The 24,992-nt window shown below is 60.9% G+C and carries 17 protein-coding genes; 11 read left to right on the top strand and 6 right to left on the bottom strand.

Features of this window, described 5'->3' with window-relative positions; translation table 11 throughout:
* Positions 1 to 8 precede the first annotated feature (8 nt).
* From ABAC402_RS27400 to ABAC402_RS27390, 3 genes are all read right to left on the bottom strand, one after another.
* A complete protein-coding gene (locus ABAC402_RS27400; protein WP_023448909.1) occupies positions 9 to 1,586 on the bottom strand; it encodes an MFS transporter in 1,578 nt (525 codons plus the stop codon).
* 178 nt (positions 1,587 to 1,764) lie between these two features.
* The gene (locus ABAC402_RS27395; RefSeq protein ID WP_023448908.1) at positions 1,765 to 2,886 is read right to left on the bottom strand and encodes a glycoside hydrolase family 105 protein; all 1,122 of its coding nucleotides are present in this window, start codon (positions 2,884 to 2,886) and stop codon (positions 1,765 to 1,767) included.
* Between the two features lie 9 nt (positions 2,887 to 2,895).
* Entirely contained in the window at positions 2,896 to 6,885 is a 3,990-nt protein-coding gene (locus ABAC402_RS27390; protein WP_031235374.1) for a beta-galactosidase, read from the bottom strand.
* Between the two features lie 219 nt (positions 6,886 to 7,104).
* On the opposite strand from ABAC402_RS27390, the gene ABAC402_RS27385 reads away from it, so the two are divergent.
* The 11 genes from ABAC402_RS27385 (at position 7,105) to ABAC402_RS27335 (ending at position 20,192) form a co-directional block, all read left to right on the top strand.
* Positions 7,105 to 8,256: a rhamnogalacturonan acetylesterase gene (locus tag ABAC402_RS27385; protein WP_235079924.1), complete on the top strand. Its 1,152-nt coding sequence runs from the start codon at positions 7,105 to 7,107 to the stop codon at positions 8,254 to 8,256.
* A 230-nt stretch (positions 8,257 to 8,486) separates the two neighbouring features.
* Positions 8,487 to 8,801 carry an L-rhamnose mutarotase gene (gene rhaM, locus ABAC402_RS27380; RefSeq protein ID WP_023448905.1) on the top strand — a complete coding sequence of 105 codons (315 nt, stop codon included), beginning with the start codon at positions 8,487 to 8,489 and terminating at the stop codon, positions 8,799 to 8,801.
* A gap of 62 nt (positions 8,802 to 8,863) precedes the next feature.
* Positions 8,864 to 10,249, top strand: coding sequence for a UDP-N-acetylmuramoyl-tripeptide--D-alanyl-D-alanine ligase (gene murF, locus ABAC402_RS27375; protein ID WP_031235372.1), 1,386 nt, complete (start codon positions 8,864 to 8,866; stop codon positions 10,247 to 10,249).
* A 281-nt stretch (positions 10,250 to 10,530) separates the two neighbouring features.
* On the top strand, positions 10,531 to 11,646 hold the full coding sequence (gene mraY / locus ABAC402_RS27370) for a phospho-N-acetylmuramoyl-pentapeptide-transferase (protein ID WP_023448903.1): 1,116 nt from the start codon (positions 10,531 to 10,533) through the stop codon (positions 11,644 to 11,646).
* A gap of 14 nt (positions 11,647 to 11,660) precedes the next feature.
* Positions 11,661 to 13,088 (top strand): UDP-N-acetylmuramoyl-L-alanine--D-glutamate ligase, encoded by a 1,428-nt coding sequence (murD, locus tag ABAC402_RS27365; RefSeq protein ID WP_023448902.1) that lies wholly within the window; start codon positions 11,661 to 11,663, stop codon positions 13,086 to 13,088.
* A 545-nt stretch (positions 13,089 to 13,633) separates the two neighbouring features.
* Positions 13,634 to 14,791 carry an FtsW/RodA/SpoVE family cell cycle protein gene (locus ABAC402_RS27360; RefSeq protein ID WP_023448901.1) on the top strand — a complete coding sequence of 386 codons (1,158 nt, stop codon included), beginning with the start codon at positions 13,634 to 13,636 and terminating at the stop codon, positions 14,789 to 14,791.
* A gap of 53 nt (positions 14,792 to 14,844) precedes the next feature.
* A complete protein-coding gene (locus ABAC402_RS27355) occupies positions 14,845 to 15,138 on the top strand; it encodes an antibiotic biosynthesis monooxygenase (RefSeq protein ID WP_023448900.1) in 294 nt (97 codons plus the stop codon).
* Positions 15,139 to 15,222: 84 nt separating this feature from the next.
* A complete protein-coding gene (gene murG, locus ABAC402_RS27350; protein ID WP_023448899.1) occupies positions 15,223 to 16,374 on the top strand; it encodes an undecaprenyldiphospho-muramoylpentapeptide beta-N-acetylglucosaminyltransferase in 1,152 nt (383 codons plus the stop codon).
* Positions 16,375 to 16,814: 440 nt separating this feature from the next.
* Positions 16,815 to 17,918, top strand: a complete 1,104-nt coding sequence (locus ABAC402_RS27345) for an AI-2E family transporter (protein WP_023448898.1) — start codon at positions 16,815 to 16,817, stop codon at positions 17,916 to 17,918.
* Between the two features lie 80 nt (positions 17,919 to 17,998).
* Positions 17,999 to 19,633, top strand: a complete 1,635-nt coding sequence (locus tag ABAC402_RS27340) for a long-chain fatty acid--CoA ligase (RefSeq protein ID WP_235079923.1) — start codon at positions 17,999 to 18,001, stop codon at positions 19,631 to 19,633.
* Positions 19,634 to 19,688: 55 nt separating this feature from the next.
* Positions 19,689 to 20,192, top strand: a complete 504-nt coding sequence (locus ABAC402_RS27335) for a DUF805 domain-containing protein (protein WP_031235370.1) — start codon at positions 19,689 to 19,691, stop codon at positions 20,190 to 20,192.
* A gap of 164 nt (positions 20,193 to 20,356) precedes the next feature.
* On the opposite strand, the gene ABAC402_RS27330 is transcribed toward ABAC402_RS27335, so the two are convergent.
* From ABAC402_RS27330 to ABAC402_RS27320, 3 genes are all read right to left on the bottom strand, one after another.
* Entirely contained in the window at positions 20,357 to 22,312 is a 1,956-nt protein-coding gene (locus ABAC402_RS27330) for a bifunctional diguanylate cyclase/phosphodiesterase (RefSeq protein WP_023448895.1), read from the bottom strand.
* Positions 22,313 to 22,612: 300 nt separating this feature from the next.
* The gene (locus tag ABAC402_RS27325; RefSeq protein ID WP_023448894.1) at positions 22,613 to 23,272 is read right to left on the bottom strand and encodes a methyl-accepting chemotaxis protein; all 660 of its coding nucleotides are present in this window, start codon (positions 23,270 to 23,272) and stop codon (positions 22,613 to 22,615) included.
* A 352-nt stretch (positions 23,273 to 23,624) separates the two neighbouring features.
* Complete coding sequence (locus tag ABAC402_RS27320; RefSeq protein WP_023448893.1) at positions 23,625 to 24,533, bottom strand: peptidylprolyl isomerase; 909 nt, start codon at positions 24,531 to 24,533, stop codon at positions 23,625 to 23,627.
* Positions 24,534 to 24,992 lie beyond the last annotated feature (459 nt).

Genomic DNA, 24,992 nt, shown 5'->3' with positions numbered 1-24,992 from the left:
CCCAGTACTCACGCTTTCGAGCGGCCCCAAAGCTGATCGAAACGGAAGCCTGTCAAATCCTCGACCACCTTTTTGCTCTCCTCCGACTCGGGCTCAGTCTCACCGGCGCGCAGACGTTCGACTTCATGCATCAGGATGGCATGTGTCCTGGCGTTCAGGCGGAAGGTCCACGAGATCCAGGCGCCAAGCGCCATCATCAGGATCGGGCCGCCGACCATGACAAGGACGATGGCCTGGACGGCTTCCGGTGTCTGCACAATGGCGCCCGCAGGGGTGCCCTTCGGCGGGCTGACATAGCCGCCCAAACCGATCAACCAGCCAGTAGCGACAATGGCGCCCGACTGGGCGATCTTGCGCGTAAAGGTCATGACGCCGGCGAAGATGCCTTCGCGGCGTTGTGCGGTAACGGCTTCATCAACGTCGGGCAGGTAGTTGTAGACCGACCACGGCACGAAGTTCAGCGTGCCACGCCCCAGGCCGGCCAGGATGATCGGCACGAACAGCCAGAAGATGAGCGACAGGTTGCCGCCGGTGAAAGCACTGAACAGATCGCCGTTCAAGGCGGCTAGGCCGGCGTCGAAGCCTTCCGGCCGGACCAGGTAGAAGACGTAATACAGGATCAGCGCGGCGCAGAACGCCCCTGCGGCCAGGCGGTAGGCAACCGTTGGTCCGATCTTGATGACAATGGAAATGGCGATCATCACCGATAGGAGTTGGGCGACATACATGGTGGTCATTAGCTGCGAGATGATCAGGGTGGCGCCCATCATCACCGTAGCGACGAAGATCGGGAAGGCCGTGTTGAAGATGTCCTGAGACAGGTAGCCACCGAGATAGACCGACAGGTGCTGGCGGAAGGCGCGGATGCGCAGGGTCGAGAACAGGTCACCGAACATCTTGAACGGGATCAGCAGAACCGTACTCAAATTCAGCGGCTCGGGCTGGATCAGCTTTTCGTCTTCGGTGTAGGGACGCTCCCAGGTGAACAGCACCACCAGCAGCACGACCAGCGAGAAGATGATGCCGAAGATGGCGGCCATGATCAGGAAGGTGTTGGGCGAATCCTTGCCCAACTGGCCGATAATCAGGGTCGGAAGGTAGGACGCCAGTATGGCGGACGACTGGGCGACGATCATCCGCGCCCCGGCGAACTTGGCCTTCTCTTTGTAATCCTTGGTCATTTCCGCGGCCAGGGTTTCCCATGGAATGAGGAACATGGTGTAAAGGAACTCGAAGAAGATGAAGGTCACCAGATAGTACCAGAAGGTCTGGCCGGTGATGAAGATCAGGGCGAAGCTGGGCAGCAGCGGAATGGTCAGCATCAGGAAGATCTTGCGCCGGCCAATCTTCCGCCCGATCCAGGTGTGGCGCAGATTGTCGGACACGTAACCGATCAGCGGACAGGTGATGGCTTCGATCAGCCGCGGCAGGCCGACGATCAGGGTCGCCTGCTCGATCGACAAATCGCAGAAGGTGATGAAGAAATACACCAGCCAGCCGGTAATGACCGCCTGCGCCCCGGCACCCAGCATATCGCCGGAGCCCCAGGCCCAATGGTGCACCCATGTCGTCTTCCGCGCCTGCATAACTGTACTCCCTGCTGTTAAAACCCCTCTCCCCGTTCTTCACGGGGAGAGGTTAGGGTGAGGGGCTCTTTGCTGAACGTCCCGCCGTTACGGAACCGTCAGAATAGCCCCTCACCCGATCGCCTTCGCTTTGCTCGGCTCTCGTCCTCTCCCTGTAAACGGGGAGGGGGAAAAAACTTTAGATAAACCTATGCGTAAACTCGCCCAGCGCCAGCAACGCCATCGACTGGCCATACGGCATGCTGGTCAGCGGGATGTCCTTGTAGTCCTGGATGGTGTTGAATACCGGCGTCCCGAACGATACCTGCTGCAGTTCACCGTCGTCCGAGATATGGCCGCGCACGGCCTTGACCGCCTTGATGCCCATGGCCTCATACGACTTGTGGATATAGCCCTTGCGGACCGCCTTCAGGATGCCGAAGGCAAAGCCGGCCGTGGCAGACGCCTCTTCGTAGGAGGTCTCGTCGTCCAGAATGGTCCGCCACAGGCCCGATGGCGCCTGATATTGCGCCAGGCCCTTGATCTGGGCCTCCAGGGTCTCGACCAGAAACAGGCGCAGGCCGTCGTCCTTGTCCAGGTCCAGCAGTTCAATGAACTCCGGAATCGCGATCGTCACCCAGGAATTGCCGCGCGCCCACAGGGCATTGGCGAAGTTATGCCGGCCGTCGAACGTCCAGCCGTGGAACCACAGGCCGGACTTGCGGTCGGTAAGGTACTTGATGTGCAGCATGAATTGCCGCTTGGCTTCCTCGACATAGTGCGGTCGGTCCAGCAGCAGGCCGATCTTGGCCAGCGGCAGGACCGACATCATCAGGGTGTCGTCCCACATCTGCTGGTTATTGACCGAGTTGAAGACAATGTGCTGGAAGCCGTTTTCCTCGGTGCGCGGCAGGCCGTCCATAAGCCACTCCGCCCAGATGTCGAGATAGGGCAGGTAGGTGGTGTTGCCCGTGCGCTCATAGAGGTAGGCCAGGGTCAGGAAGGGCGCCATGGTGTTGATGTTCTTCGACGGCGTACCTTCCTTGAAGCGGGCCTCAAACCAGTCGACCATGATGTCCCAGGCGGATTCGTCGCCCGAAACCTCCCAATGCTTGTAGATGCCGTAGAGGCCCACCCCGTGGGTCCATTCCCAACCGGCCCAGCCCTTGGTGTCGATGACACGCCCGTCTTCCAGATGCAGCAGGAACTGGCCGGTTTCGTCCTTGATGTTGACCAGGTTGTGGATCAGCCGGCGAATGGCGTCATCATAGTCGGCGCGGGTGGCGCCGAGCGAAGCAACATGGTGGGCAAGCAAGGACATGGAGTGCGCCTATCTCTGGTTTCTGCTGGGTTGAGGGACGGGTTCCACGGGCACGCCGCCGCGGACATTGCGCAGCACGACCAGTTTCACGGGTTCAGGGGCGTTTTGTGGCTTGCCGTCGGTGGTGACCGCGAACGTCAGGGTGTTGCTGCCATTGCCATTGAGGATGCCGGGCGGCAGAATGAAGGTCTTTTGCGGGCCGACGTGGGCAATGAAGTTGCCGACGTGCCAGCCGTTGACGAAGATCAGGATGCGCGTGCGGTTGGTAGTGCGCTGCACGCTCGGGTCGCCCATGACCAGGCCGATTTGGGTATCGTGATCCTTTGGCAGGTCGAGATTGAAATTGGTGCGCAGCCAGTAGGTGCCCGGGGCCGGCGGATCGTCGTCGACCGACGTGATTTCCCATCCGGTGGTATCGGGATAGGGACCCGTCGGCAGATACCAGCCCTCGCGCTCGCCATAGAGCCCGCCATTGTTCATCGGCCCGCGCACTAGGTCGGAAATGAACTCGCCGCCTTTATTGCCCTGGATCTTCCATAAAATCGGAAGTTTGCCCAGTTCGACCGAAATAAGGCCGCGGGCCTCTTTGTGCTCGTCGTCGGCACCCAAATCCCAGTTGTGCGCATTGTTGCGGACCATTACCGAAATCGAATGTTCGCCCGCTTTCAGCTTGGGGAGGTAGAGGTGCGACTTCATCGTCGTCTTCGGCCGCGCCTCGCCGGCATTGCCGTCGCGCTCGCCAATGAAGCGGCCGTCGATCCACACCTGGGCGACGCCGGCCGGGCCGCCATTCCAGGTAAAGTTCAGCGTTTCCGGCGACTGACCCTTGATGCGGAACTTGCCGCGATACCAGACGTCGCCGTGGTGGAAACCATAGTCGCTCATGCTGAGAACCGGCTGGCCCGCCGGCGGCTGGGTGTCCATGGTGGCAGCCGACTCTTTCAGGTCGGCGGCGCGCCACTTACTGTCGTCAAACCTGGGATCGGCTTCGGGCGAGTCCTTGCGGCGCAGCCACTGGGCCCGGGTTAGGTCGGGCAGTGTAACCGAGTCAGGTCCGGCCAGGCCTGTGGTCCACAGGGCCCCTTCCATCATCGCAAATGCGGCGGGCTGGCCATTGAAGGTCAGGCCCTCGACAGGTTTCGGCGCCCAGATCTCGAGCGTGCTCTCTTCGGCCGTATCACCCGTCAAATGCAGGGTGCCGTTGTCGAACCTGGCTGTGCGGATCAGGGCATTGCTGCGTTCCAGAACCGGGCCTTCGGGCGTGTCCTGGCGCCAGAAGGTCTTGGCGACCTCGTCCTCTGCCAGCAAGAGTTCCAGACGTTCGGTACGACTGGTTTCGATACGCACCCGGTTCATCGCTGAATGGACGTAGTTGAGGCGCAGGGTCTTGGTCTTGCCGTCCCAGACGACGGCGACATTGCCACTCAAGACCGTGATCTTGGGCTGTTTCTTGAACCGCAGGACGGTCTCGCCGTCCTCGCCGCGCGGGCCGTAGAAGAGCGCGATATCGCGCCATCCTCCATTTTCCTGGGCCTGGCGCAGGTGGGTCTGCAGTTGCGAGGTCGAATAGACCAGGTGGTGGCGTTCCAGGGCATAGTCGGCGACCAGCAGCTTGGCGTCCTGACCCTTCAGGCGCAGTGTGCCCTGCTGCGGCACGCGGAAGGTGCCGTCACGGGTGGTCAGGTCGAAGCTGAAGGGATTGTCGCCGAATTCGTCCGTCGGCTCATGGATGGCGAAGATCAGGTCACCATGTCCCTTGGGGGAACGATTGTGGTACAGTTTCACTTTTGGCGAGGACGAAGCTAGGACAGGCGCCTTGTCCATGGCGGCCAGCAGCGGTTTGGCGGCTTCGACGAACTGGCCCATCTGCTTCAGGGTATATTGCTTGTCTCGCAGGCCGCGGGCCTCATCGATGCCGGCACCGTAGTCGTAAGACGTGTAGACCACGCTCGCGGGCGTCCAGCCCCATGAGGTACCGCCAAACGCCATGTAGATCGAGTGGATCGACAGGCCGTTGATCAGGCTGGAGCCGAAGAAGGTCTTGACATATTCCGAACCGATACGCTTGGCGGTGCAGTCATAGGTGCCGATACTGCCCCAGAAGTCGAACCAGCCGCCGCCGATTTCGGCCGCGAAGCCAGGTGTGTTGGGTGAGGTCAGGGCGCCGATCTTGACCGGGTTCTTGGGGTCCGGCGCGGTGACTCCAACGGGAATCTCGGCATACATACCCCAGTTGGGCACCTTGTTGGGCTTGCCGATATCGCGGGTATTGGTGCAGCCCCCGCCGGGATAACCGTCGAAAGCGTAGATATCGACCGGACCCGGCACCGACCACGGCGTCGATGACGTCTTTGGCGTCCAGTTGGGCAGGCGCGATTGGGCATTGTGGAAGATCGGCACGGTGATGCCGTCCGCCTTGGCCTTGTCATACAGGTGCTGCATGTAGCGCTGGTGCGTCGGGGTGGTAAGGCCCAGCTCGTTTTCGATCTGGTACAAAATTACCTTACCGCCGCCGTCGGTAATTTGATGGCGCTCGACGATGGCGTTGATCTGGGTCATCCACTGATCGACGTCCTTGAGGTATTCCGGATCGTCGGTGCGGGCCAGGGCCTTTTGCCGTGCCAGGTAGCCCGGAAAGCCGCCCATCGTCAGTTCGGCATTCACATAGGGGCCGGGCCGGATGATGACGTACATGTCGAGCTCTTCGGCCATCTCAATGGCGCGCTCGACGTCGCGGATACCGGAAAAGTCGTACTGACCCGGCATGGAGGAGTGGTAGCCCCAATCCATATAGACGGCGACGCCGTTATAGCCGGTCGCCTTCATCTTTTGCAGGACGTCGCGCCACAGGGACGGCGAGGGCAGGCGGAAGGGGTGGAATTCGCCAGCCCAGATCATGACGCGCTCACCATCGATCATCAGCGAGTGCTTGTCCCAGGTGACCTGCTTGCCCTTGATCGTAGGTGCGGTGGCGGCCTCAACCGTAGCGGTTGGCTCAGACAGGACTGTGAAATGGCGCACAGCGCCGGAAACGCCGCCCAGTTCCTTGCGCGGTGTCCACGTCTTCATCCAGTCGAAGCTATCGGAATACCAGTAGCGTTTAGTCAGGTAGTCGTCGAAATAAATCCGCCAGCCCGGCTTGCCGTCCTTGTCCTTGACAGGCACCAGGGCGGGGCCTTCGATCCAGTCGCCCCAACCGGCCCAGTTGCCGCGCCGGACGATCTTCCACGGTCCCATCAATTTGTCGGCGGTGGCCAGCTCCAACTGTTTTGTCGTCTCGTTCTTGGTGATGGCGACATAGGTCTTGCCCCACGCAATGGTGAAGGTGTCGATATAGTTGCCCTGCAGACCGTCCATCGGCACGGGCGCATCGAACTTGGCCGTGGCCAGGTCGACGGCCTTGATCAGGTGAGCGCCGAACGGGCCCTTGGTGCCGCCTTTCGACAGCGAGACCACGACATAGACGCTGCCGTCCTTGTCGCGGAACCATTCCGGGGCCCAGGTATTGGTGACGCCGGGGAGATTGATCTCAGCGTCGCCGACATGATCCCAGGTCTTCAGGTCGCGGCTGCGGGCGACACCGATACGATTACCGTCCCAGGCGGTGGTGTAGACGATATAGTAGTAGCCGTCGGCAGCGTGCAGCAGGGAGGGATCGCGCAGCAAACCCTTGGGCGGCCTGTAGGCGTCCATGTTAAGCGTGGTGAATTCAACGCCGTCATAGGACGAATAGAGGCTCATCCGGTCCTGCGATGTCGCATCGAAAGCCGACATCAAAAAGGTGGTGTCGCTGCGCCGGCTGACGACAGGCGCGGCCGCTTGCGCGTTGTCTGCGCCTTGCGTCTTACGCTCGTTCTGCGAGGTAAGTCCGAAGCTGTCCATGACCGCGTCGCCATTGGCGGGCGTCTCCTGGGCAAAGGCGGGTACAGCCAGCAAACCGCCAACGGCCGCGCCCAGCAGAAGAACTTTGCGCATCGGACGGACGGGACGGGATCGCATACACCTCACCTGAACGGACGTGCCAGCCTTTTGCGAGGCTGGTCTTGCCGGCAACTTGGCATTGACAGCCCGGAAGATCAATGAAAAAATATCATTATACGTCATAATCGAGCTCAAATTCAGGCCTCCGTGATCAAAAACAATCAGACTTTTGGGATTTCGCTGGCGGCGTGTGTTTTCACCCTTGCGGCGTCAACCGCACTTGCCCAAGCTGCTCCCATGACGCAAAGCTTTACGCTATCGCCGAACGAACGCCCAGCCTATGACGCGGCAAAAGGGCAGGGTTATGTCTCGATCGAGACCGGCAACGAAGTCGCCTTTGCCGTCGCCGCAACACCCGGCGATTATCGGGTAACGGCGACCGTCGGTGCCGGGCGGACGACTGTTTGGGCTGAGGACCGCCGCCTGGTTGCCGGGCCAATCGTGGTGCCGGCGGGGCAGACACGCGAGGTCAGCTTTATCGTCAATGTCCGCAACGCGATCATGGCCAATGCCGAGCAGGATGCGACACGAGCGCCGCGGGTTGGTCTGCGCGGCGATGAACCCGGCGGCCGCAACTGGGACGACATGCTGACGATTTCGGCGTCGGGCCCGGACAAGGCGCTGTTGGCGCTGAAGGTCGAGCCTGAGCAGGTCCGGCGTTTGCTTTTGGCCGGTGACAGCACAGTGTCGGATCAGGCGGGTTCCGACTTTGCCTCGTGGGGCCAGATGCTGCCGCGCTTTGTCGGTGGCGATGTGGTTGTGGCGAACCACGCCCGCGGCGGGGAGACCCTGAAGTCGTTCGTCACCTCACTGCGCTGGGACAAGCTGCTGAGCGAGACCCGCGCAGGCGATATCGTCATCATCCAGTTCGGCCACAACGACGAAAAAAAGCAGTGGCCGCGGACCTATCTCGGCCCCGACGGCGCCTATGGCGCGTACCTGGCGGCCTTTGTCGCGGAGGTGCGCCAGCGCGGCGCGAATCCGGTTCTGGTCACGCCAGTGGCGCGGCGGTTCTTTGAAAACGGCAAGATCAGGAATACGCATGAAGGTTATGATGCCGCTGTGCGCGATACAGGGCAAACGCTGGGCGTGCCGTTGATCGACCTGACGGCGCTGTCGACGCAGTTTTACGAAAAGTTGGGACCGGAGCGGTCGGCTTTGGCCTTTGGCAACCGCGGCCAGGACAAGACACACCACAATGCCTATGGTGCCTGGGCGATGGCCTGTCTCGCGGCGGGTAAGTTGAAGACACTGGATCTGGGCCTGGCGATCGATGCGCCGGACTGTGCGCCTCACCCGGAAGGTTTCGAAATCAGCGCTACCGACTGGCCTTTGATGCGTACCCCCGAGCAACCGAAACAGGCCGCAGAGCCTGTATCAATTAAGTAAGAGGACCCCTCCGTCTCGACGCGCTTCGCCAATGGCCTGCGGCCTGGCTTGCTTGCTCGCCACCTCCCCACCTTCGGTAGGGAGGAGAAGGAAGAAAAAAGCAGATTTTCAATTACTTCTCCTCCCCATCTTGATGGGGAGGTGGCGAGCAAGTGAGGCCCTTAAGGGCCGAAACGCGTCGAGACGGAGGGGGCCCCTTAGCCGCATTCAGACCCTTTCAGGAGAACCCCATGGAAACCATCGCCTTCACCATGCAACTCAAGCCCGGCTTCGAAGCCGAGTACCAAAAGCGCCACGATGAGATCTGGCCGGAGCTGTCGGACCTGTTGCATCAGGCGGGTGTTTTCGACTATTCGATCTTCCTCGACGAAAAGAGCTTGACCCTGTTTGGCGTGCTCAAACGCACCGAAAACCACACCATGGACGAACTGCCCGGTACGCCGCTGATGAAGACATGGTGGGCCTATATGGCCGACATCATGGACACCAATCCGGACAACTCGCCGGTCGTAACTCCGCTGAAATCCGTCTTCTACATGGCGTAAAGCCGCTTGCCTTCGAACAAGGCGCGGGCTTAATGGCGAACTTCTTTTCAGGAGTGACGCGCATGACTCGCCCGCTGTGGACCTTTGATGAACTGGCCAGGGCCACGGGCGGTACCCTGACCGGAGTCGGTAACATCACCGAAGCCCGTGGTATCAATTTCGACAGCCGCGGCTTGGAGCCAGGCGACATCTTCCTGGCGCTGCAAGGTGTGCGCGACGGCCATGATTTCGTGGCGCAGGCTTTCGGGTCCGGCGCCGTCCTGGCCGTCACCCGCCGGCCGATCGATGGCGGCGCCTGCCTGCTGGTGCCCGACGTCCAGACGGCCCTGGAGGACATCGCCGTCTTCGCCCGTAACCGCGCCCCCCAAACACGCCGAGGCGGGGTCACTGGCAGCGTTGGCAAGACCAGCGTAACCCAGATGGTCATGCAGGGCCTGCAGCAGGCCGGCCGCGCCCACTCGGCGATCAAGAGTTTCAACAACCACATCGGCGTGCCCCTGACCCTGGCGCGGATGCCGGCCGACACCGAACGTGCCGTGTTCGAGATCGGCATGAACCATGCCGATGAGATCACCCCCCTGTCGGAATTCGTCGCCCCGCAGGCCGTGGTCATCACCACGGTCGGCGCCGTTCATACCGAAAACTTCCCCGACGGCGAGGCCGGCGTCGCCGCCGCAAAAGCCGAAATCTTCGATGGCCTGGTGCCGGGTGGCCTGGCCATCCTCAATGCCGACAACCGCTGGTTCGATTTCCTCAGCACCAAGGCGCGCGGTTCGGGCGCCCTGGTTGCGGCGTTTGGCGAAATCGGCGGGGTCGATGCGCAACTGATTGAACACCGCGTCAATGGTGATCGCGCTTCGGTCGCCGCGCGGTTCCATGGCCGTGACATCGTATTCTCGTTGTCCCACACCGGCCGTCACCAGGCGGTCAATGCCCTGGCGGCGCTGCTGATGCTGGAGGCGCTCGACGTCGATCTCGACACCTCGCTTCTGGCGCTGGAATCCTTCGCCACCCTGGAAGGCCGTGGCCGGGTCATCACCAAGCCGTTCAAGGGCGGCGAGCTGACGATTATCGACGAAAGCTACAACGCCAACCCGGTCTCGATGACCGCGACCCTCGCCAGCCTGGGCCAGTGCGAAACCTCGGGCCGCAAGGTGGCGGTGCTGACCGACATGTTGGAACTGGGCGTCGACGAAGCCGCTCAGCACGCCGGTCTGGCTGAGGCGGTGGTGGCGTCGGGTGTCGACACCGTCTATCTCGCCGGGCCGTTGATGAAGAATCTGTGGGACGCCTTGCCGGAACCGCTGAAAGGCGGCTATGCGGCAACGGCGGCGGAACTGCTGCCGGCGGTGATCGATGGCCTGCAAGCGGGTGATGCGGTCATGTTGAAAGGCTCGAACGGCTCCAAGGCCGGCCTGATCGTGAAGGCACTTCTGGAGGGGTATTAAAATACCTCTCCCCGCGTGCGGGGAGAGGACGAGAGCCGAGCGAAGCGTGGGCGATCGGGTGAGGGGCCTTCAGAGGATGGAGTGCTCGGAAGACGCCCCGCCCCTCACCCTAACCTCTCCCCGTGAAGAACGGGGAGAGGGGGATTCACAGCGTTTTGCGGATGCCGCCTCACGCCGCGCTTGAGCCTGAGCGCCCTGTGCGATAAGGGGTGTCAAACGACGCACCGGGGGATAGTGAGTCGCAACAAGCCGCTCTTAGACGGCGTTCACAAAGGCGTTGAATGTTTTATCTGCTGTATGAGCACTTTGCGGCATCGGGCGAGCACTGGCCGTTGATCAATCTGATGAAATATCAGACGGTGCGCATCTTCCTGGCCATGATTACGGCCATGATCGTTGCTGTCGCCATGGGCTCGCGCTTCATCCGCTGGATGCGCGCCAAGCAGGGCAAGGGCCAGCCGATCCGCGAGGACGGCCCGCAGAGCCATCTTCTCACCAAGAAGGGCACGCCCACCATGGGCGGTCTGATGATTCTGGCCGGGATCGCCGTCGGCACGGTGTTGTGGACCGACCTGCGCTCCGTCGCCGCCTGGGTCGTCTTCGGTGTCACCATGGCCTACGGCCTGCTCGGCTTCATCGACGACTATGCCAAGGTCACCAAACAGACCTCGGCCGGCCTGTCCGGGCCGCAGAAACTGATCGTCCAGGCCCTGATCGCCGTCGCCGCGGTCGCAGCCCTGGTCTATCTGGCGCCTCAACATCCCGACGCCCTGCCGGGTCTGCAAACCACCCTGACCTTCCCGGTCGCCAAGAACTTCATGTTCAATCTCGGCATCTTCTATCTTGCCTGGGGCGCGTTCGTGATCGTTGGCGCGTCAAACGCTGTCAACATGACCGATGGCCTGGACGGCCTGGCCATCGTGCCGGTGATGATGGCCGCCGGCGCCTTCGCCCTGATCGCCTACCTGGTTGGCAACTACAATTTCGCCAACTACCTGATCATCCATTTCGTGCCGGGTTCGGGTGAAGTCGCCGTCATCTGCGCGGCCATCATCGGCGGCGGCATGGGCTTTCTGTGGTACAATGCCCCTCCGGCCAAGATCTTCATGGGCGACACCGGGTCGCTGGCCCTGGGCGGCGGCCTCGGTGCCGTGGCCGTGGCAATCAAGCACGAGATCGTCCTGGCCATTATCGGCGGGCTGTTCGTCATGGAAGCCCTGTCGGTCATGATCCAGATCGGCTATTTCAAGCTGACGAAGAAGCGGGTCTTCCTGATGGCGCCGATCCACCACCATTTCGAAAAACTGGGCTGGGCGGAATCGACCGTGGTGATCCGCTTCTGGATCGTCGCGGCCATGCTGGCCATGCTTGGCCTGGCCACCCTGAAGATCAGATAGTCCGGAGCTGTTGCGTGATCCCTGTCAAAGGTTTTGAAGGCAAGCGTGTCGCCATTTTCGGCCTGGGCCGGTCAGGCTTGTCGGCAGCGCGCGCGCTGAAGGCTGGCGGCGCGGAACCGGTTCTGTGGGACGACAAGGTCGCCTCAACCGCCGCCGCCATGAAGGAAGGCTTTACGGTTGAGGACCTGAAAAAGGCCGATTGGGCCGAGTTCGACGCTCTGATGCTGTCGCCGGGCGTACCCCTGACCCACCCGGAGCCGCACTGGACGGTCAAGGCCGCCAAGGCTGCCAATGTCCAGGTCCTGGGCGATATCGAGCTGTTCGCCCGCACCCTGGCGCGGTTTCCGGCGCGTAACCGGCCCAAGACCATTGCCATTACCGGCACCAATGGCAAGTCGACGACAACCGCGCTGATCGGTCATGTCCTGAAATCGGCGGGCAAGAACGTCCATGTCGGTGGCAATATCGGCATCGGCGTTCTGGATCTCGATGAGATGCAGCCGGGTTCGATCTATGTCATCGAAACCTCGTCCTATCAGCTCGACCTGACTCTGACTTTCAAGCCCGACGTCGCCATCCTGATGAACCTGTCGCCCGATCACCTGGATCGCCACGGCGGCATGGACGGTTACATCGCGGCGAAAAAACGCATCTTCATGAACCAGGACAAGGGCCAGACGGCGGTTGTCGGTGCCGATGACGACTATTCGGCAGCGCTGATTTCGGACATGCGGGTCAGTCATCCGGCGAAACTGATCGGCATTTCATCGCGTCGCGTCGTCGGCGACGGCGTCTACGCCTTGAACGGCGCGTTGTATGACGCCACCGGTGCGCGGGCACGACATATCATTGACCTTAAGACAGTACGCACCCTGACCGGTCGCCACAACTGGCAGAACGCGGCGGCGGCCTTCAGCGCGTGCACGGCGATAGGCCTGACGGCCGACCAGATCGTAACGGGCATGCGATCCTTCCCGGGTCTGGCGCACCGCATGCAGGAGATCGGCCGCATCGGCAAGGTCCGCTTCATCAACGACTCCAAGGCGACCAATGCCGACGCGGCGCGCCAGGCGATGTCGAGCTTCGACAAATTCTACTGGATCGCCGGCGGCAAGGCCAAGGCCGGCGGCATCGACGAACTGCGCGACCTGTATCCGCGGGTGAAACACGCCTTCCTGATCGGCGAGGCGGCGGAGCTGTTCGAAAAAACCATCGGCAGCGGGGCGCCGTGCACGCAGTCGCGGCTGCTGTTTACGGCTACTGCCCAGGCCTATGCCGAGGCGGAAAAATCCGGACGCGAAGAGATCGTGCTGTTCTCGCCGGCCTGCGCCAGCTTCGATCAGTTCGCTGACTTCGAAGCGCGCGGCGATGCTTTCCGGGATGCGGTCGACGAGATATCCAAATCTGTGGCTGTTGCCGGCGTCCAGGATATCGGGGCGTAGGCGAGCCTTCCTTCTCCCCGCGTGCGGGGAGAAGTGTCCCAGGCGGGAATACCCGTCAATGCCGACAGCTCCTTCTCCCCGCGTGCGGGGAGAAGTGGCCCGAAGGGCCGATGAGGGGCATACTGAATGTTCGGTTGTCCTCCGAAACTTCAGAAAAGCCCCTCAGGCTCGTCGCTCCGCGCCGATCGATCGCGATTCGCTCGGCTCTCGTCCTCCACCCGGAGAAGAAACGGTCAGAAGGAAAAGACTAGAGCGCAATCCGATAAAGTGTGACGCACGTTTCGGATAAATTGCGCGACAAAACAAAAACTTAGAGCGGGGTTTTGATTCCATCAAAACGCATACCGCTCTAAGGCGTCACGAATTTCGTCGCCCAGGCGCCCGGCTTGACCGCCCCCCTGCGAACCGTGAGACCGCTTAACTGTTGAACTTGGTTTGAGGCTGAAGACTCAGGGTCATTGGCTTGCGCATGTTTCTTAATCCAATCTTAACCCTGATGCGGTGAATCCTGACCTTCGTCTGTTCGTGTAATTGCAAGTAGCGTCATGACCCAGGCCTATGCCCACCCCTTTACCCGGACCGACCGTTCGCCAACCGCCATGTGGTGGTGGACCTTGGACCGTGTCACCCTGGCGCTCGTCCTGATCCTGCTGATGCTGGGCTTCTTCTTCTCGTTTTCGTCAAGCCCGGTCGCCGCCCCGCATACCGATCCGTATGACGCCTTCTATTACACCAAGCGCCACTTCGTGTTCGCCATATTGACGGCCGTCGGCATGATCTTTGTGTCGATGTTGTCGCTGAAAGGCGTCAAGCGGGTCAGTGTATTGTTCTTTGCCGGCGCCATCTGCATCATGGCGCTGCTGCCGGTCATCGGTCACGAAGCCAAGGGCGGCACGCGCTGGGTGAATCTCGGCCCCGTTGCCCTGCAGCCTTCGGAATTTCTCAAGCCGGCCCTGATCGTGCTTATCGCCTGGATGTTCTCCGAAGGCCAGAAGGGGAAGGGCGTGCCTGGCGTAACCGTCGCCTTCCTGCTCTATTCCGTCGCTATCGGCCTGTTGCTGATCCAGCCCGATGTCGGTCAGTCGATCCTGATCACCTGCGTCTTCGGTGCCTGCTTTTTTATCTCCGGCGTGCCGTTCCGCTGGATCATCGGCATGCTGGCCACTGCCGTCACCGGCCTGGTCGGGCTGTTCTTTCTTCAGCCGCACTTTCGCAACCGCTTGCTGGGTTTTTTCAATCCCGACGCCGACAGCGGCTACCAGGTCAACAGCGCCAAGGCGGCCATTTCCAATGGCGGGCTGTGGGGTCAGGGGCTCAACGAAGGCGTGATGAAAAAGCGCATTCCCGACCTGCATACCGACTTCATCTATTCGGTGGTCGGCGAGGAATACGGCCTGTGGCTGACCCTGATCCTGATTGGCATTTTCGGCTTTCTGATTGTGCGCGGCCTGCTGAAATCCATGGCCATGCAAGATCCCTTCCGCCAGATCGCCACCTCAGGCCTGTACATTATGCTGGGTATGCAGGTGCTCATCAATGTCAGCGTCAATCTGGGCCTGATTCCGCCCAAGGGCATGACCCTGCCGTTCATCTCCTACGGCGGCTCGTCGATGCTGGCCATGGGCGTGACCTTTGGCTTTATCCTGGCCCTGACGCGCAAACGTCAGGAAGAGGTGCCCCTGGACGATCCTACCAAGTGGTGACTTGTCCGGCGTGACGGCGTACAATGATGCTGTCATCTTCCGGAGGGCCCCACATGACGGCTTTCAATGCTGTGCGTTTCAAAGTTAAGCCCGGCCGCGAGGAAGCGTTCCTCGAAGCCCACCGCACCACGGTTGCCGCCTGGCCGGGTCTGCGTCACGCCAATATGATCAGGACCGGTGAAGGCACCTACTGTATCATAGCCGAGTGGGAGAGCCTGGACACCATGGCCGCCGCCCGGCCACAGATGATCGCGACTCTCGATTCCTTCCGCGACACCCTGGAGACCCTGGAAGGCGGCGGAGTCACCGATGCCGTGTCCGGACCGGTGGTGCTGGCATTGAAATAGCGGCGGAAAGGCCGGTGGCGCAATTGCGGCGCAGCGCGATTCCCGGCTACAACAGCGCAACTTCCAGTTCCGGTGAGACATAACTTGGCCAAGCCACCAAAACCGCGCCGCAAGGCCTCGTCCTTTGCCGCAACGCCCCTGGCCGTGGTGGCCGCCGGCGGTACCGGCGGGCACATGTTCCCTGCCGAAGCCCTGGCGCGTGAACTGATCGCCCGCGGTTGGCAAGTCGTGCTGGCGTCCGATGCCCGCGGCGCCGCCTATGCTGACAAGTTCCCGGCCATCGAGCGCCTGTCGCTGGAAGCGGCGACCTTCAGGGCCGGCGATCCCATCGGCATGGCGCGCGCCGCCATCAAGATCGCGCTGGGTACATTGCAGGCGCGCAAAGCCTTTGCCCGGCTGAAGCCGTGGGCGGTCATCGGTTTCGGCGGCTATCCGTCCTATCCGGCGCTGCTGGCGGCGCTGGGCAGGAAGGATGTCACGCTTATCCACGAACAGAATTCGGTGCTGGGCCGTTCCAACCGGCAACTGGTCAAGAAGGTCGACGCCGTCGCCTGCGCCTTCCCGGTGCTGCGCATGGCGCCGCCGGAGCTGGAAGGCAAGGTCCAGGTCGTCGGCAACCCGGTACGGCCGGATATCCAGGCCTTGTATGACGAACCCTATCCGGCAATCGACAAGACCATCCGTATCCTGGTTACCGGAGGCTCCCAGGGGGCCAGGATTTTGTCTGAAAGGGTGCCGCAGGCCCTGGCGTCGCTACCGATCTCGATCCGCATCAATCTTGAGGTTGAACAACAGGCCCGTGCCGAACAGGCGCAAGCCGCCGCCAAGGTCTATCGCGACGCTGAAATCCATGCCGAGGTTTCGCCCTTCTTTTCCGACATGGCAGAGCGCCTGGGCCGGGCGCATATCGTCATCGGCCGCTCCGGCGCTTCGACCGTTTGCGAGCTGGCTGTGGCCGGAAAGCCCGCCATCCTGATCCCGCTCAAGATCGCTGCCGACGATCACCAGACCTACAATGCGGAGGTGCTTAAGGAGGGCAAGGCGGCCATTGTCATCCCCGAGGACGATGCCACGGTCGAACGCCTGGCTGAGGAGATCCGGACGATGATCGAAGGCGCGGCCTTGCTGCCGATGCGCGCTAAGGCGGCTAAGTCGGTCGCCCGGCCGGATGCTGCCAAGCTCTTGGCCGATCTGGTCGAACGCACCGCAGGCAAGATCAGGCAAGGTCCTGCCTAATACCAAGCCTCATAAAGAATGACGCTTGGTATTCGCTTTTTTAAGCTCAAGCGCCGGACTAGGCGCCCCCCATGGCTCCTCGCAAAAGCTCGGGCGCCCGAAGTACGTTCTCTGGCGCCCTTGCCAACCCACGATGAGTCAAGATTTTCGCGGGTTGGTGTAAGCTGCCCTTCCGGAGAATTTAATCCCCCCACCGAAGTTGGAGCACAGCATCAGCATCGATGCCTTAAGCTGTAACCCTGACGTCCCTCTTTAAGGCGACTTATCGCTTGCAAGTTTACACGCTCTGAGGAGTAGTGCGTGGGGCTTAAAGCGCAATCCGATAGGGTGGACACCACTTTTCGGAAAAATTGCGCGACAAAACAAAAACTTAGAGCGGGATGAGTTTTGATTCCATCAAAACTCATCCCGCTCTAGAATCGAGACGGTTTGGAAAACGCATGGCAAACGATGGTCTGACGCGAGGGTTCATGCAAAGGGTCGGGTTTGTGATCCTGGCGGTGGCGGGGACCCTTCTGGCCTACCACCTGATGAACCTGTGGATCATCATTTTCGGTGCCATAGTGATTGCCGTCGTCCTGCGCGGTATCGCCGAACCCACGATGAACGTCTTCAAACTCAATGCTTCCCTGGCGGTCCTTGCTGCGGTGCTGCTTGTCATCGGCATTGTTGCCACCACATTCTACCTGTTCGGCCGCGATATCGTTGCCCAGGTCCAGATCCTCTCCAAGCAACTGCCTGTTGCGTGGGCGGAATTACAGACCCGGCTCGAGGCGGCGGGCTTAAGCGACGAAGTCCAGGCCCAGATCGACGCGCTCGGTGATCAAGCCGGCGGTGTCGCCTCAAAGATCCCTCAGTTGGCAGGCAACCTTTTGTCGGGTGTGGCCAATTTCGTTGTCGCGCTGATCGCCGGCATATTGCTGGCCATCCATCCCGGCCAGTACCGCGATGGCATCGTCTTCCTGTTCCCCGACAGTTACAAGTCGCGCGTAAAGGACTCGCTCAATATCGCCGGCAAGGCGCTGCAGCTGTGGTTTCTCGGCCAGTTCGTCTCAATGATCGTCGTGGGCGTCATGACCGGTGTCGGTCTTTGGGTTATGGGCGTTCCGTCGGCGTTGGCGCTGGGCATGATGTCTGGACTGGCCCAGTTCGTCCCAATCGTCGGTCCCGTGATCTCGGCCGGGCCGGGCCTGTTGTTGGCGAGCGCAGCCGGTCTGGACAAGTTCCTCTATGCCCTGATCCTCTATGTCGGGGTATCCCAATTGGAAAGCAATCTGATCACGCCGGCCGTGCAGAACCGCATCTCATCGGTGCCCATGGTGCTGACCCTGTTTGCCGTGGTCGGTTTCGCCGGCTTGCTGGGGCCCATTGGCATCCTCTACGCCATGCCGCTGACCGTTGTCCTCTACACTCTGGTCATGCGCTTTTATAGGGGCGAAGACTTAAGCAAGAAGAAAGGTGCAACGACATCTGTCGCGGAGTCCACCCCAGAGTCTGCTCCAGAATCCGGCACGCCGAAACCCCGCCGACGCAAGCCCGCCTGAATCCGGCGACAAATCCGCTTTCCCTCCGCGTCAAGTTTTGTTAGGCTGGGTCCAACAATGAAACTAGAAAGGGAAACGCCGTGCTCGGATTGATGATGGATGGGCCTCTGCTCATTTCCGCTATTCTTGACTATGCTGCCAAGTATCACCCCGCCAAGGAGATCGTTTCCCGCAACGAGGATTCGACCCTGCACCGGTACACCTATGCCGATGCCGGCAAGCGGGCAGCCAAGCTGGCCCACGCCTTGAAGAAACTGGGTCTTGTGCCGGGCGACCGCATCGCCACCCTGGCCTGGAACAATTACCGCCATTTCGAGCTGTATTACGGGGCACCCGGCGCTGGTTTCATCTGCCATACGGTCAATCCGCGCCTGTTCCGAGAACAGATAGAATTCATCATCAACGACGCCCAGGATCAGTACATCTTCACAGATCCATGCTTTGCGCCGCTGGTCGAGGCGATGATCATCAACCTCCCCAGCGTCAAGGGTGTGGTTGTGATGGGCAGCCGCGAACAGATGCCGGGAAATATCCTGCATCGCGCCCTGTGTTACGAAGACCTCATCGCCGGCGAGCCCGACCATTATGACTGGCCCCAGTTCGACGAACGAACAGCGGCGGGCCTGTGCTACACCTCGGGGACCACAGGTCATCCGAAGGGCGTCCTGTACTCCCATCGGTCGACAGTGCTGCACGCCATGGTGCTCAACCAGCCCGGCTTGTTCGGCTTTACGTCGGACGAAGCAGTCATGCCGGTGGTACCGATGTTCCACGTCAATGCCTGGGGCGTGCCCTATTCGGCGGCTATAGCCGGGGCCCGCCTGGTCCTGCCGGGACCGCGGCTTGACGGTCCGGGCCTGCTGGAAATTATTCGCGCTGAGGGCGTGACTGTCTCGGCCGGTGTGCCGACCATCTGGATGAACCTGCTCAACCACTGCGACCAGGTCGGCCAGTCGGTGGCGCCGCTGCGCCGCGTCGTAATCGGCGGCGCAGCCTGTCCGCAGGTCCTGATCGAACGTTTCGCAGCGCATAAGGCGCTGGCCGTCCATGCCTGGGGGATGACCGAGACCTCGCCTCTGGGTTCGGTCAGCATCCTGTCGTCGAACCACGACGGTTTGAGCGCCGACGACAAGATGAAGCTGCTGCTGAAGCAGGGCCGGGCGCCCTTCGGCATCGAGATGCGTATCACGGGAGCCGATGGCAAGGCGCTGCCGTGGGATGGCACGGCGCGCGGTGAACTGGAGGTGCGCGGGCCGTGGATCGTTTCGGGCTATTACAACAACGCCGATACGGACCAGTTTACGGCGGACGGCTGGTTCCGTACCGGCGATATTGCGACCATCGATCGCGAAGGCTTTATGAACATTGTCGACCGCTCGAAGGACGTTATCAAGACCGGCGGCGAGTGGATCAGCTCGATCGAGCTGGAGAACCTGGCCCTGCAGCACCCCAGCGTGCGCGAGGCAGCGGTGATTGCGCGGATGGATTCGAAATGGAGCGAGCGCCCACGCTATATCCTGGCCCTGCATCCGGATAAGACGATCACGGGTGCAGACCTGCGCAAGGTCATCGAACCGCACGTCGCCCGGTGGTGGATTCCGGAGGACTTTATCGTGGTCGACGAGATTCCGCACACGGCGACGGGGAAGATCCTGAAAACCAAGCTGCGCGAGCTCTATGGTATGGAGCATCATCCCCTGGCGCAGAAGCTGTAGGTTTTCTTGCCAGGCTCTTAGACTGATCGTAGACTGGAGCAGAGGGGGCCTTGCCATGACCTATTTTCTGCTGCCTTTGCGGAAATATACCGAATTCTCCGGACGGGCCAGGCGCGCCGAGTTCTGGCAATGGCTTGTCTTCGCTCAATTGGTATGTATTGGCATTTTGGTACTCGCACTGGCTGTGCCGGAGCCGATATCTATTGTATTTGGCATCCTGAGCATAATCGTGCCGCTAGCGCTCGTGGTTCCGAGCCTGGCGGTTGCCGTTCGCCGCATGCACGACACCAATCGATCGGGCGGGTGGGTCATTTATCTCGTCGTGGTGCCGGTAGTAATTCAGTACGCCTCGTCGATTGTGTATTACGCCGTTCTGTTTACTTCACGAGGTGCCGTTCCGGCGGATGAGTCCAAGGAAGTGCTCAGTCTTGGCGTTTTCGCCTTTATCGCCGCGCTTCTGCTGCCGGTTCTCATCTTTCTGCTTCAGGACAGCACTCGCGGCGACAACCGCTTCGGCCCCGATCCCAAGGGTCGTTCCGCGGCACCCTCTGTAACCTGAGTTACACCAACCCGCGAAATTCTTGACTCACTGCGGGTTGGCAAGCGCGCCAAAGAACGTTCTTGCGCGCCCGAGCTTTTGCGAGGAGCCCTGGGGGGCGCATAGTCCGGCGTTTGAGCTGAAAAAATGCGAATACCAAGCGTCATGCTTTATGAGGCTTGGTATCACTTCCCCATACGGCGGCGCGACGGCAGCTTGTCCTCTGACTCCAGGTAATGCTGGACGTCCTCCTCTGGCATCGGACGGGCGAAGTAATAGCCCTGGACGAAGGTACAGCCCAAATCTGTCAGCGCCTCCAGTTGCGCCGCCGTTTCGACGCCTTCCAGCACGCAGTCCAGGCCCATATCGGTGCAAAGAGCGCTCAGCGACTTGACGATCTTGTGCGACACGGGGTTCGTCGTCACGTCGGCGACGAAGCTGCGGTCGACCTTGATCTTGTCCAGCGCGAGGCGGTGGACGTGGCTCAGCGACGAATAGCCAGTGCCGAAATCGTCGAGCGAGATTCCCACCCCCAGCGCCCGGAAAGCGATGACCGCCGCGCGCGCCTGCTGGAAATCATAGGAGATCGAGGTCTCGGTGATCTCGAAATCGATCCGCTTGGGCGAGACGCCGCTTTGGTTGATCAGGGCAATGATCTGAATAACGCTCTCGGCCTGGGAAATATCATGGGCTGACAGGTTGAACGAGATACGCACGGTTTGCGGCCACTGCGCCGCTGCCCGCAAGGCCTTGCCCAGGAGGATCAGGCTCAGGGCGCGGACCTGGCCATTGCGTTCGGCCACCGGTATGAAGTCACCCGGACCGACGGCCCCCAGGATCGGACTGTTCCACCGTGCCAGGGCTTCGAAGGTCGAGGCGCGGCCCGTGCGGGTGTCGACGATCGGCTGATAGACCAGCGACATTTCGTTGTCGAAGTCGGCCGCCTGCAGAGCCTGTTCGATGACGCCGTGGCTGCGAATCTGTTCCTCGTGCCGGCTGGAAAAGACCACCACCTGCCCGCGCTGGGTACGCTTTGCGTGATAGAGGGCATAGTCAGCGCGTTCGAACAGCGATTCCGGCGACTGGGCCGTGTCCGGATAGCGCGCGACTCCGATCGAGGCGCCGAGATGAGCGTTACTGCCTCCAATGGCGAAGGGCAGGCGGATGGCTTCGATCAGGGTCGTAGAGAAGGCCTTCAAACGGTCCTCGGTCGGATCGTTAGCCATAATGAAGCCGAACTCGTCGCCGCCCAGACGCGCCAGGGTCAGGTCTTTGCCGGCGGTCCTGCTCAGCCGCCGACCGACCTCGGCGAGGACGCGGTCGCCGGTCATGTGGCCATAGGTGTCGTTGACCGGCTTGAAACCATCCAGGTCAATAATGCCGACGGCAAAGCTGCGGCCGCTGGCGACGGCCTCGGCGTGATAGCGTTCCAGTTCGGTGAAGAACCAGCGCCGGTTGGGCAGGTCTGTCAGGCTGTCGAGGTTGGCGATGCGGAAATTCTCGTCGGACAGACGCCGGGTCTCGGCCTGGGATTCGACCAACCGGGCGAAGTCGCGCGAATAGACCATCAGAATCATGATCATGGCCACGGAGACCAGGGCCAGGTTGATCGAAATGGCCTTCAGGCTGTCGTGGCCTTCGAGGAAGAAAAACAGGACAAAGGGAATGTTGGCAAACAAGGTCACGGCCAGCGCGGCCGGCCGCAGGTGCATCAGGCAAAAGACGCAGCCGATCACCGTCAGTGCCAGGCAGAACACGACCTGGCCGCGGGCATAGGCGTCACCATAGGGATACAGCAGCAGTGCCCAGATCGTGAAGCCGAGTGTCAATCCGACGGCCAGTCCGGTGGTCGCGCGCATGGCCTTGATGATGTAGGTGTCGCTGAACACCTTGTGTCGACTGCGCCACCACCAGACGCAGCGCACACCGCACAGAGTACACAGGGCGCTCGGAAAGTACACGCCCAGCCAGTCCGGAGCGAAGCGCGTGAAGGTCCAGGCGGCGGCCAGAGAATTGGTGGTGAGGATAAAGTAGAGGAGGGGGATCTGTTTGGAAAAAGCGTCGAACTGCGCCCGCACCAACGGCATGTTGTCGGTCGGGATACGGAACAGGTTGATAAAGGCAACGAACAGGCGCTTCAAACGCGAATCCCGACAGGGTTAGATCACGGAGGCGCGGAACTCCGTGCCAAAAAACGAAACTATCAAAACAGTGTATATATTCCGTTAGAGCGCAATCAGATAAAGTTGACGCCATCGCACGGGCGTCCCCGTTTTCGGATAAATTGCGCAACACAACAAAAACTTAGAGCGGGGTTTTGATTCCATCAAAACGCATCCCGTTCCAGTCTCACGCTTCAGCTAATTCCGAACGTAAAGCGTTTGGCAAGGCCAAGCGGCCGTCCGAGCCTATGCGAGGAGCCATGCGGCGTTTGAGCTGAATCAAGCCGCCAGATTGTCCATCTCGCGCTTGACCTTCTCCGATTCCTGCACGACCTCGGCGAAGGTGGCCGAAATGGTGTCGAGGCTGTCGTTGATGTCGCGGACGGCGCCCACGGCGACCTGCATGTTGTGGGTGATCTCGTGCGTTGCCGCCGTCTGCTGTTCCAGGGTACCGGCCACGGAGGTGACATTGTCCAGAACGCCGGTCAATGACCCCGAAATCAGGCCCAGCGTGTCGACGACTTCGCTGGTAACCGACTGCATGGTGGCAATTTCGCTGGCGATGGTCTTGGTCGAGTTGGCGGCCTGGTTGGCCAGATTCTTGACCTCTGACGCAACGACAGCTAAGCCGCGGCCGGCTTCTCCGGCGCGGGCGGATTCGATCGTTGCATTCAGTGCCAGCAGGTTGATCTGGCCGGCAATGTCCTGGATCAGAGTGACAATATTGGTCATGGCGGCGGCCGAGCGATTCAGGGCGCCGGCCGAGGCGCTGGCGGTCTCGGCGTGGCGAAAGACGCCTTCGACGCTGCCGCGGGCCTGGAGGAAGTTGGGGTTTGCCGTCAGGATGCGGCCCTCCGGCGTGAACTCGATCACTGCCTGGGTGGCATTCAACGCGTCCAGAATGGCGTGCTGATCGGAGTCGGCCTTCTTGAAGAACATGCACTTCCCCGTAACAGGAAGCGTGTGTTTCACAGGCGATTCATAGCCTCCCGAGGTTAAGGGGTAAAAGACTTTGGTTAACAACTGGTTGATCGGCTTTTTTTGAGGTGTCCAACAATTTTTTCAGCTCTATCGGAAGCTCGAACTGATTTGAGATGACCTGTGATTTTACAGGAATGGTCTCGACGAAACCAGCTGATGATTTAGCCACTGAACAGTAGAAAAGTTTTTACTTCTACATTCCTAAGATGGAAAAACTCGCGCAGTATTGCACATTTTCCGCTTGAGAGGAGAGGTTCAAGTCCACACACGGTGTCATGGGACAGGTTAAGCCACGGTACTTTGAGTTGTATTAAGGGGCCGTCCGCACCGGCGGCAATGCATTGCACAGATCGAGCGCCCCGGCAGCACGGACAAAGAAGGCACCGCTGCGATTGGCCCGCGCCGACAGCCAGGCATCAAAGGTCGGGGTGTGACTTTCCATGATCTGCCACCGCGGCTGTTCCCCTGCGGCCAGGTCGGCGGCGATGCGGGCTGAGACGATTTTTACCCGCTCGCTGTCATTCTTGTAAAAGCCCAGCGCCTCGCTGCCACGCGGCCGGGCCGTCAGGTACTCCATGCCCGAGACGATGCGCCCGACCACGGCCAGGTTGCGGTCGAGATGGCGCGGGGCGTGGCCCATGATGGTGTAGAGTTGGGTGGCCGATCCGGTATCGGGGGCGACGTCGCGCGCCACGCCGATCAGGCCGTAACAATGGACCAGCCAGGCGTCCTTGCCGTCGGTCGCCACCGGCCAGGAGGCGACATGGCCGGCCTTTTTGGCATAGGTGTCGCGCCATGGTAGCGGTTTGAACTTCAATCCCTTCAGCGGCAGGTCATATTCCGCTGGGGGATTTTCGTCGATGCCCGTGGGCTTGGTCGGGTCCTCATCGGGGCGTCCCCACTGGACGACGTAATTGTCCTGAACACGCAGGATGACGGCGCCGTCGAAATAGCCGCTGCGCACCAGTTGGCGAATATTGGCGACATGGACCGGCGCAAAATCGGGTGCCAACTGGTAGATGACCTTGCCGCCATCGGCCAGGGTCATGATCACCAGGTCCTCGGCGGCGATGGTGCGCCATGCCGCTGGGCCCGAGGCATCGATAATGTCCTGCGGCGCGGGCGGTTCCTTCGGCTTGTCCTGTGCCGTCGCCGGCCCCGCCAGCACCAGCGCCGCAATAAGAACTGCCGAGAACGTCTTGCCTGCCCGGATATTCATGCCAGCCTCCTGCGGTTCATCTGCAGTTTAACCCTCAGCACGCGCGACGCAAGCTGAAAAAGTCGAGGCCTCCGCCATGACGCCGTTCTGTCATCGTTGACCGACTTAAGCGCGGCACATTAATTACACGGCCAACCTCCAGCTTTTTTACTCATACCAAGCCTCATAAAGAATGACGCTTGGTGTTCGCTTTTTTTCAGCTCAAGCGCCGGACTAGGCGTCCCCCATGGCGCCTCGCAAAAGCTCGGGCGCGCCAGAACGTTCTTTGGCGCGCTTGCCAACCCACGATGAGTCAAGATCTTCGCGGGTTGGTAACAGTACCTTACCCGCTCAGTACCTTGCCCGTGGGACCGAATTTCCTAAGTCACGTCGTTTGGTCGTGGTAGCGGTGTATCGATGCAGGGGGAGACTTTCTATCCCAAAGCGTTGCCGCCCCTGATTGTAACAAAAACTACACCC

Origin of the sequence: Asticcacaulis sp. AC402 (assembly GCF_000495835.1) — a bacterium.
Taxonomy (GTDB): Bacteria; Pseudomonadota; Alphaproteobacteria; order Caulobacterales; family Caulobacteraceae; genus Asticcacaulis.
This window is presented reverse-complemented; position numbering and strand designations above follow the sequence as displayed.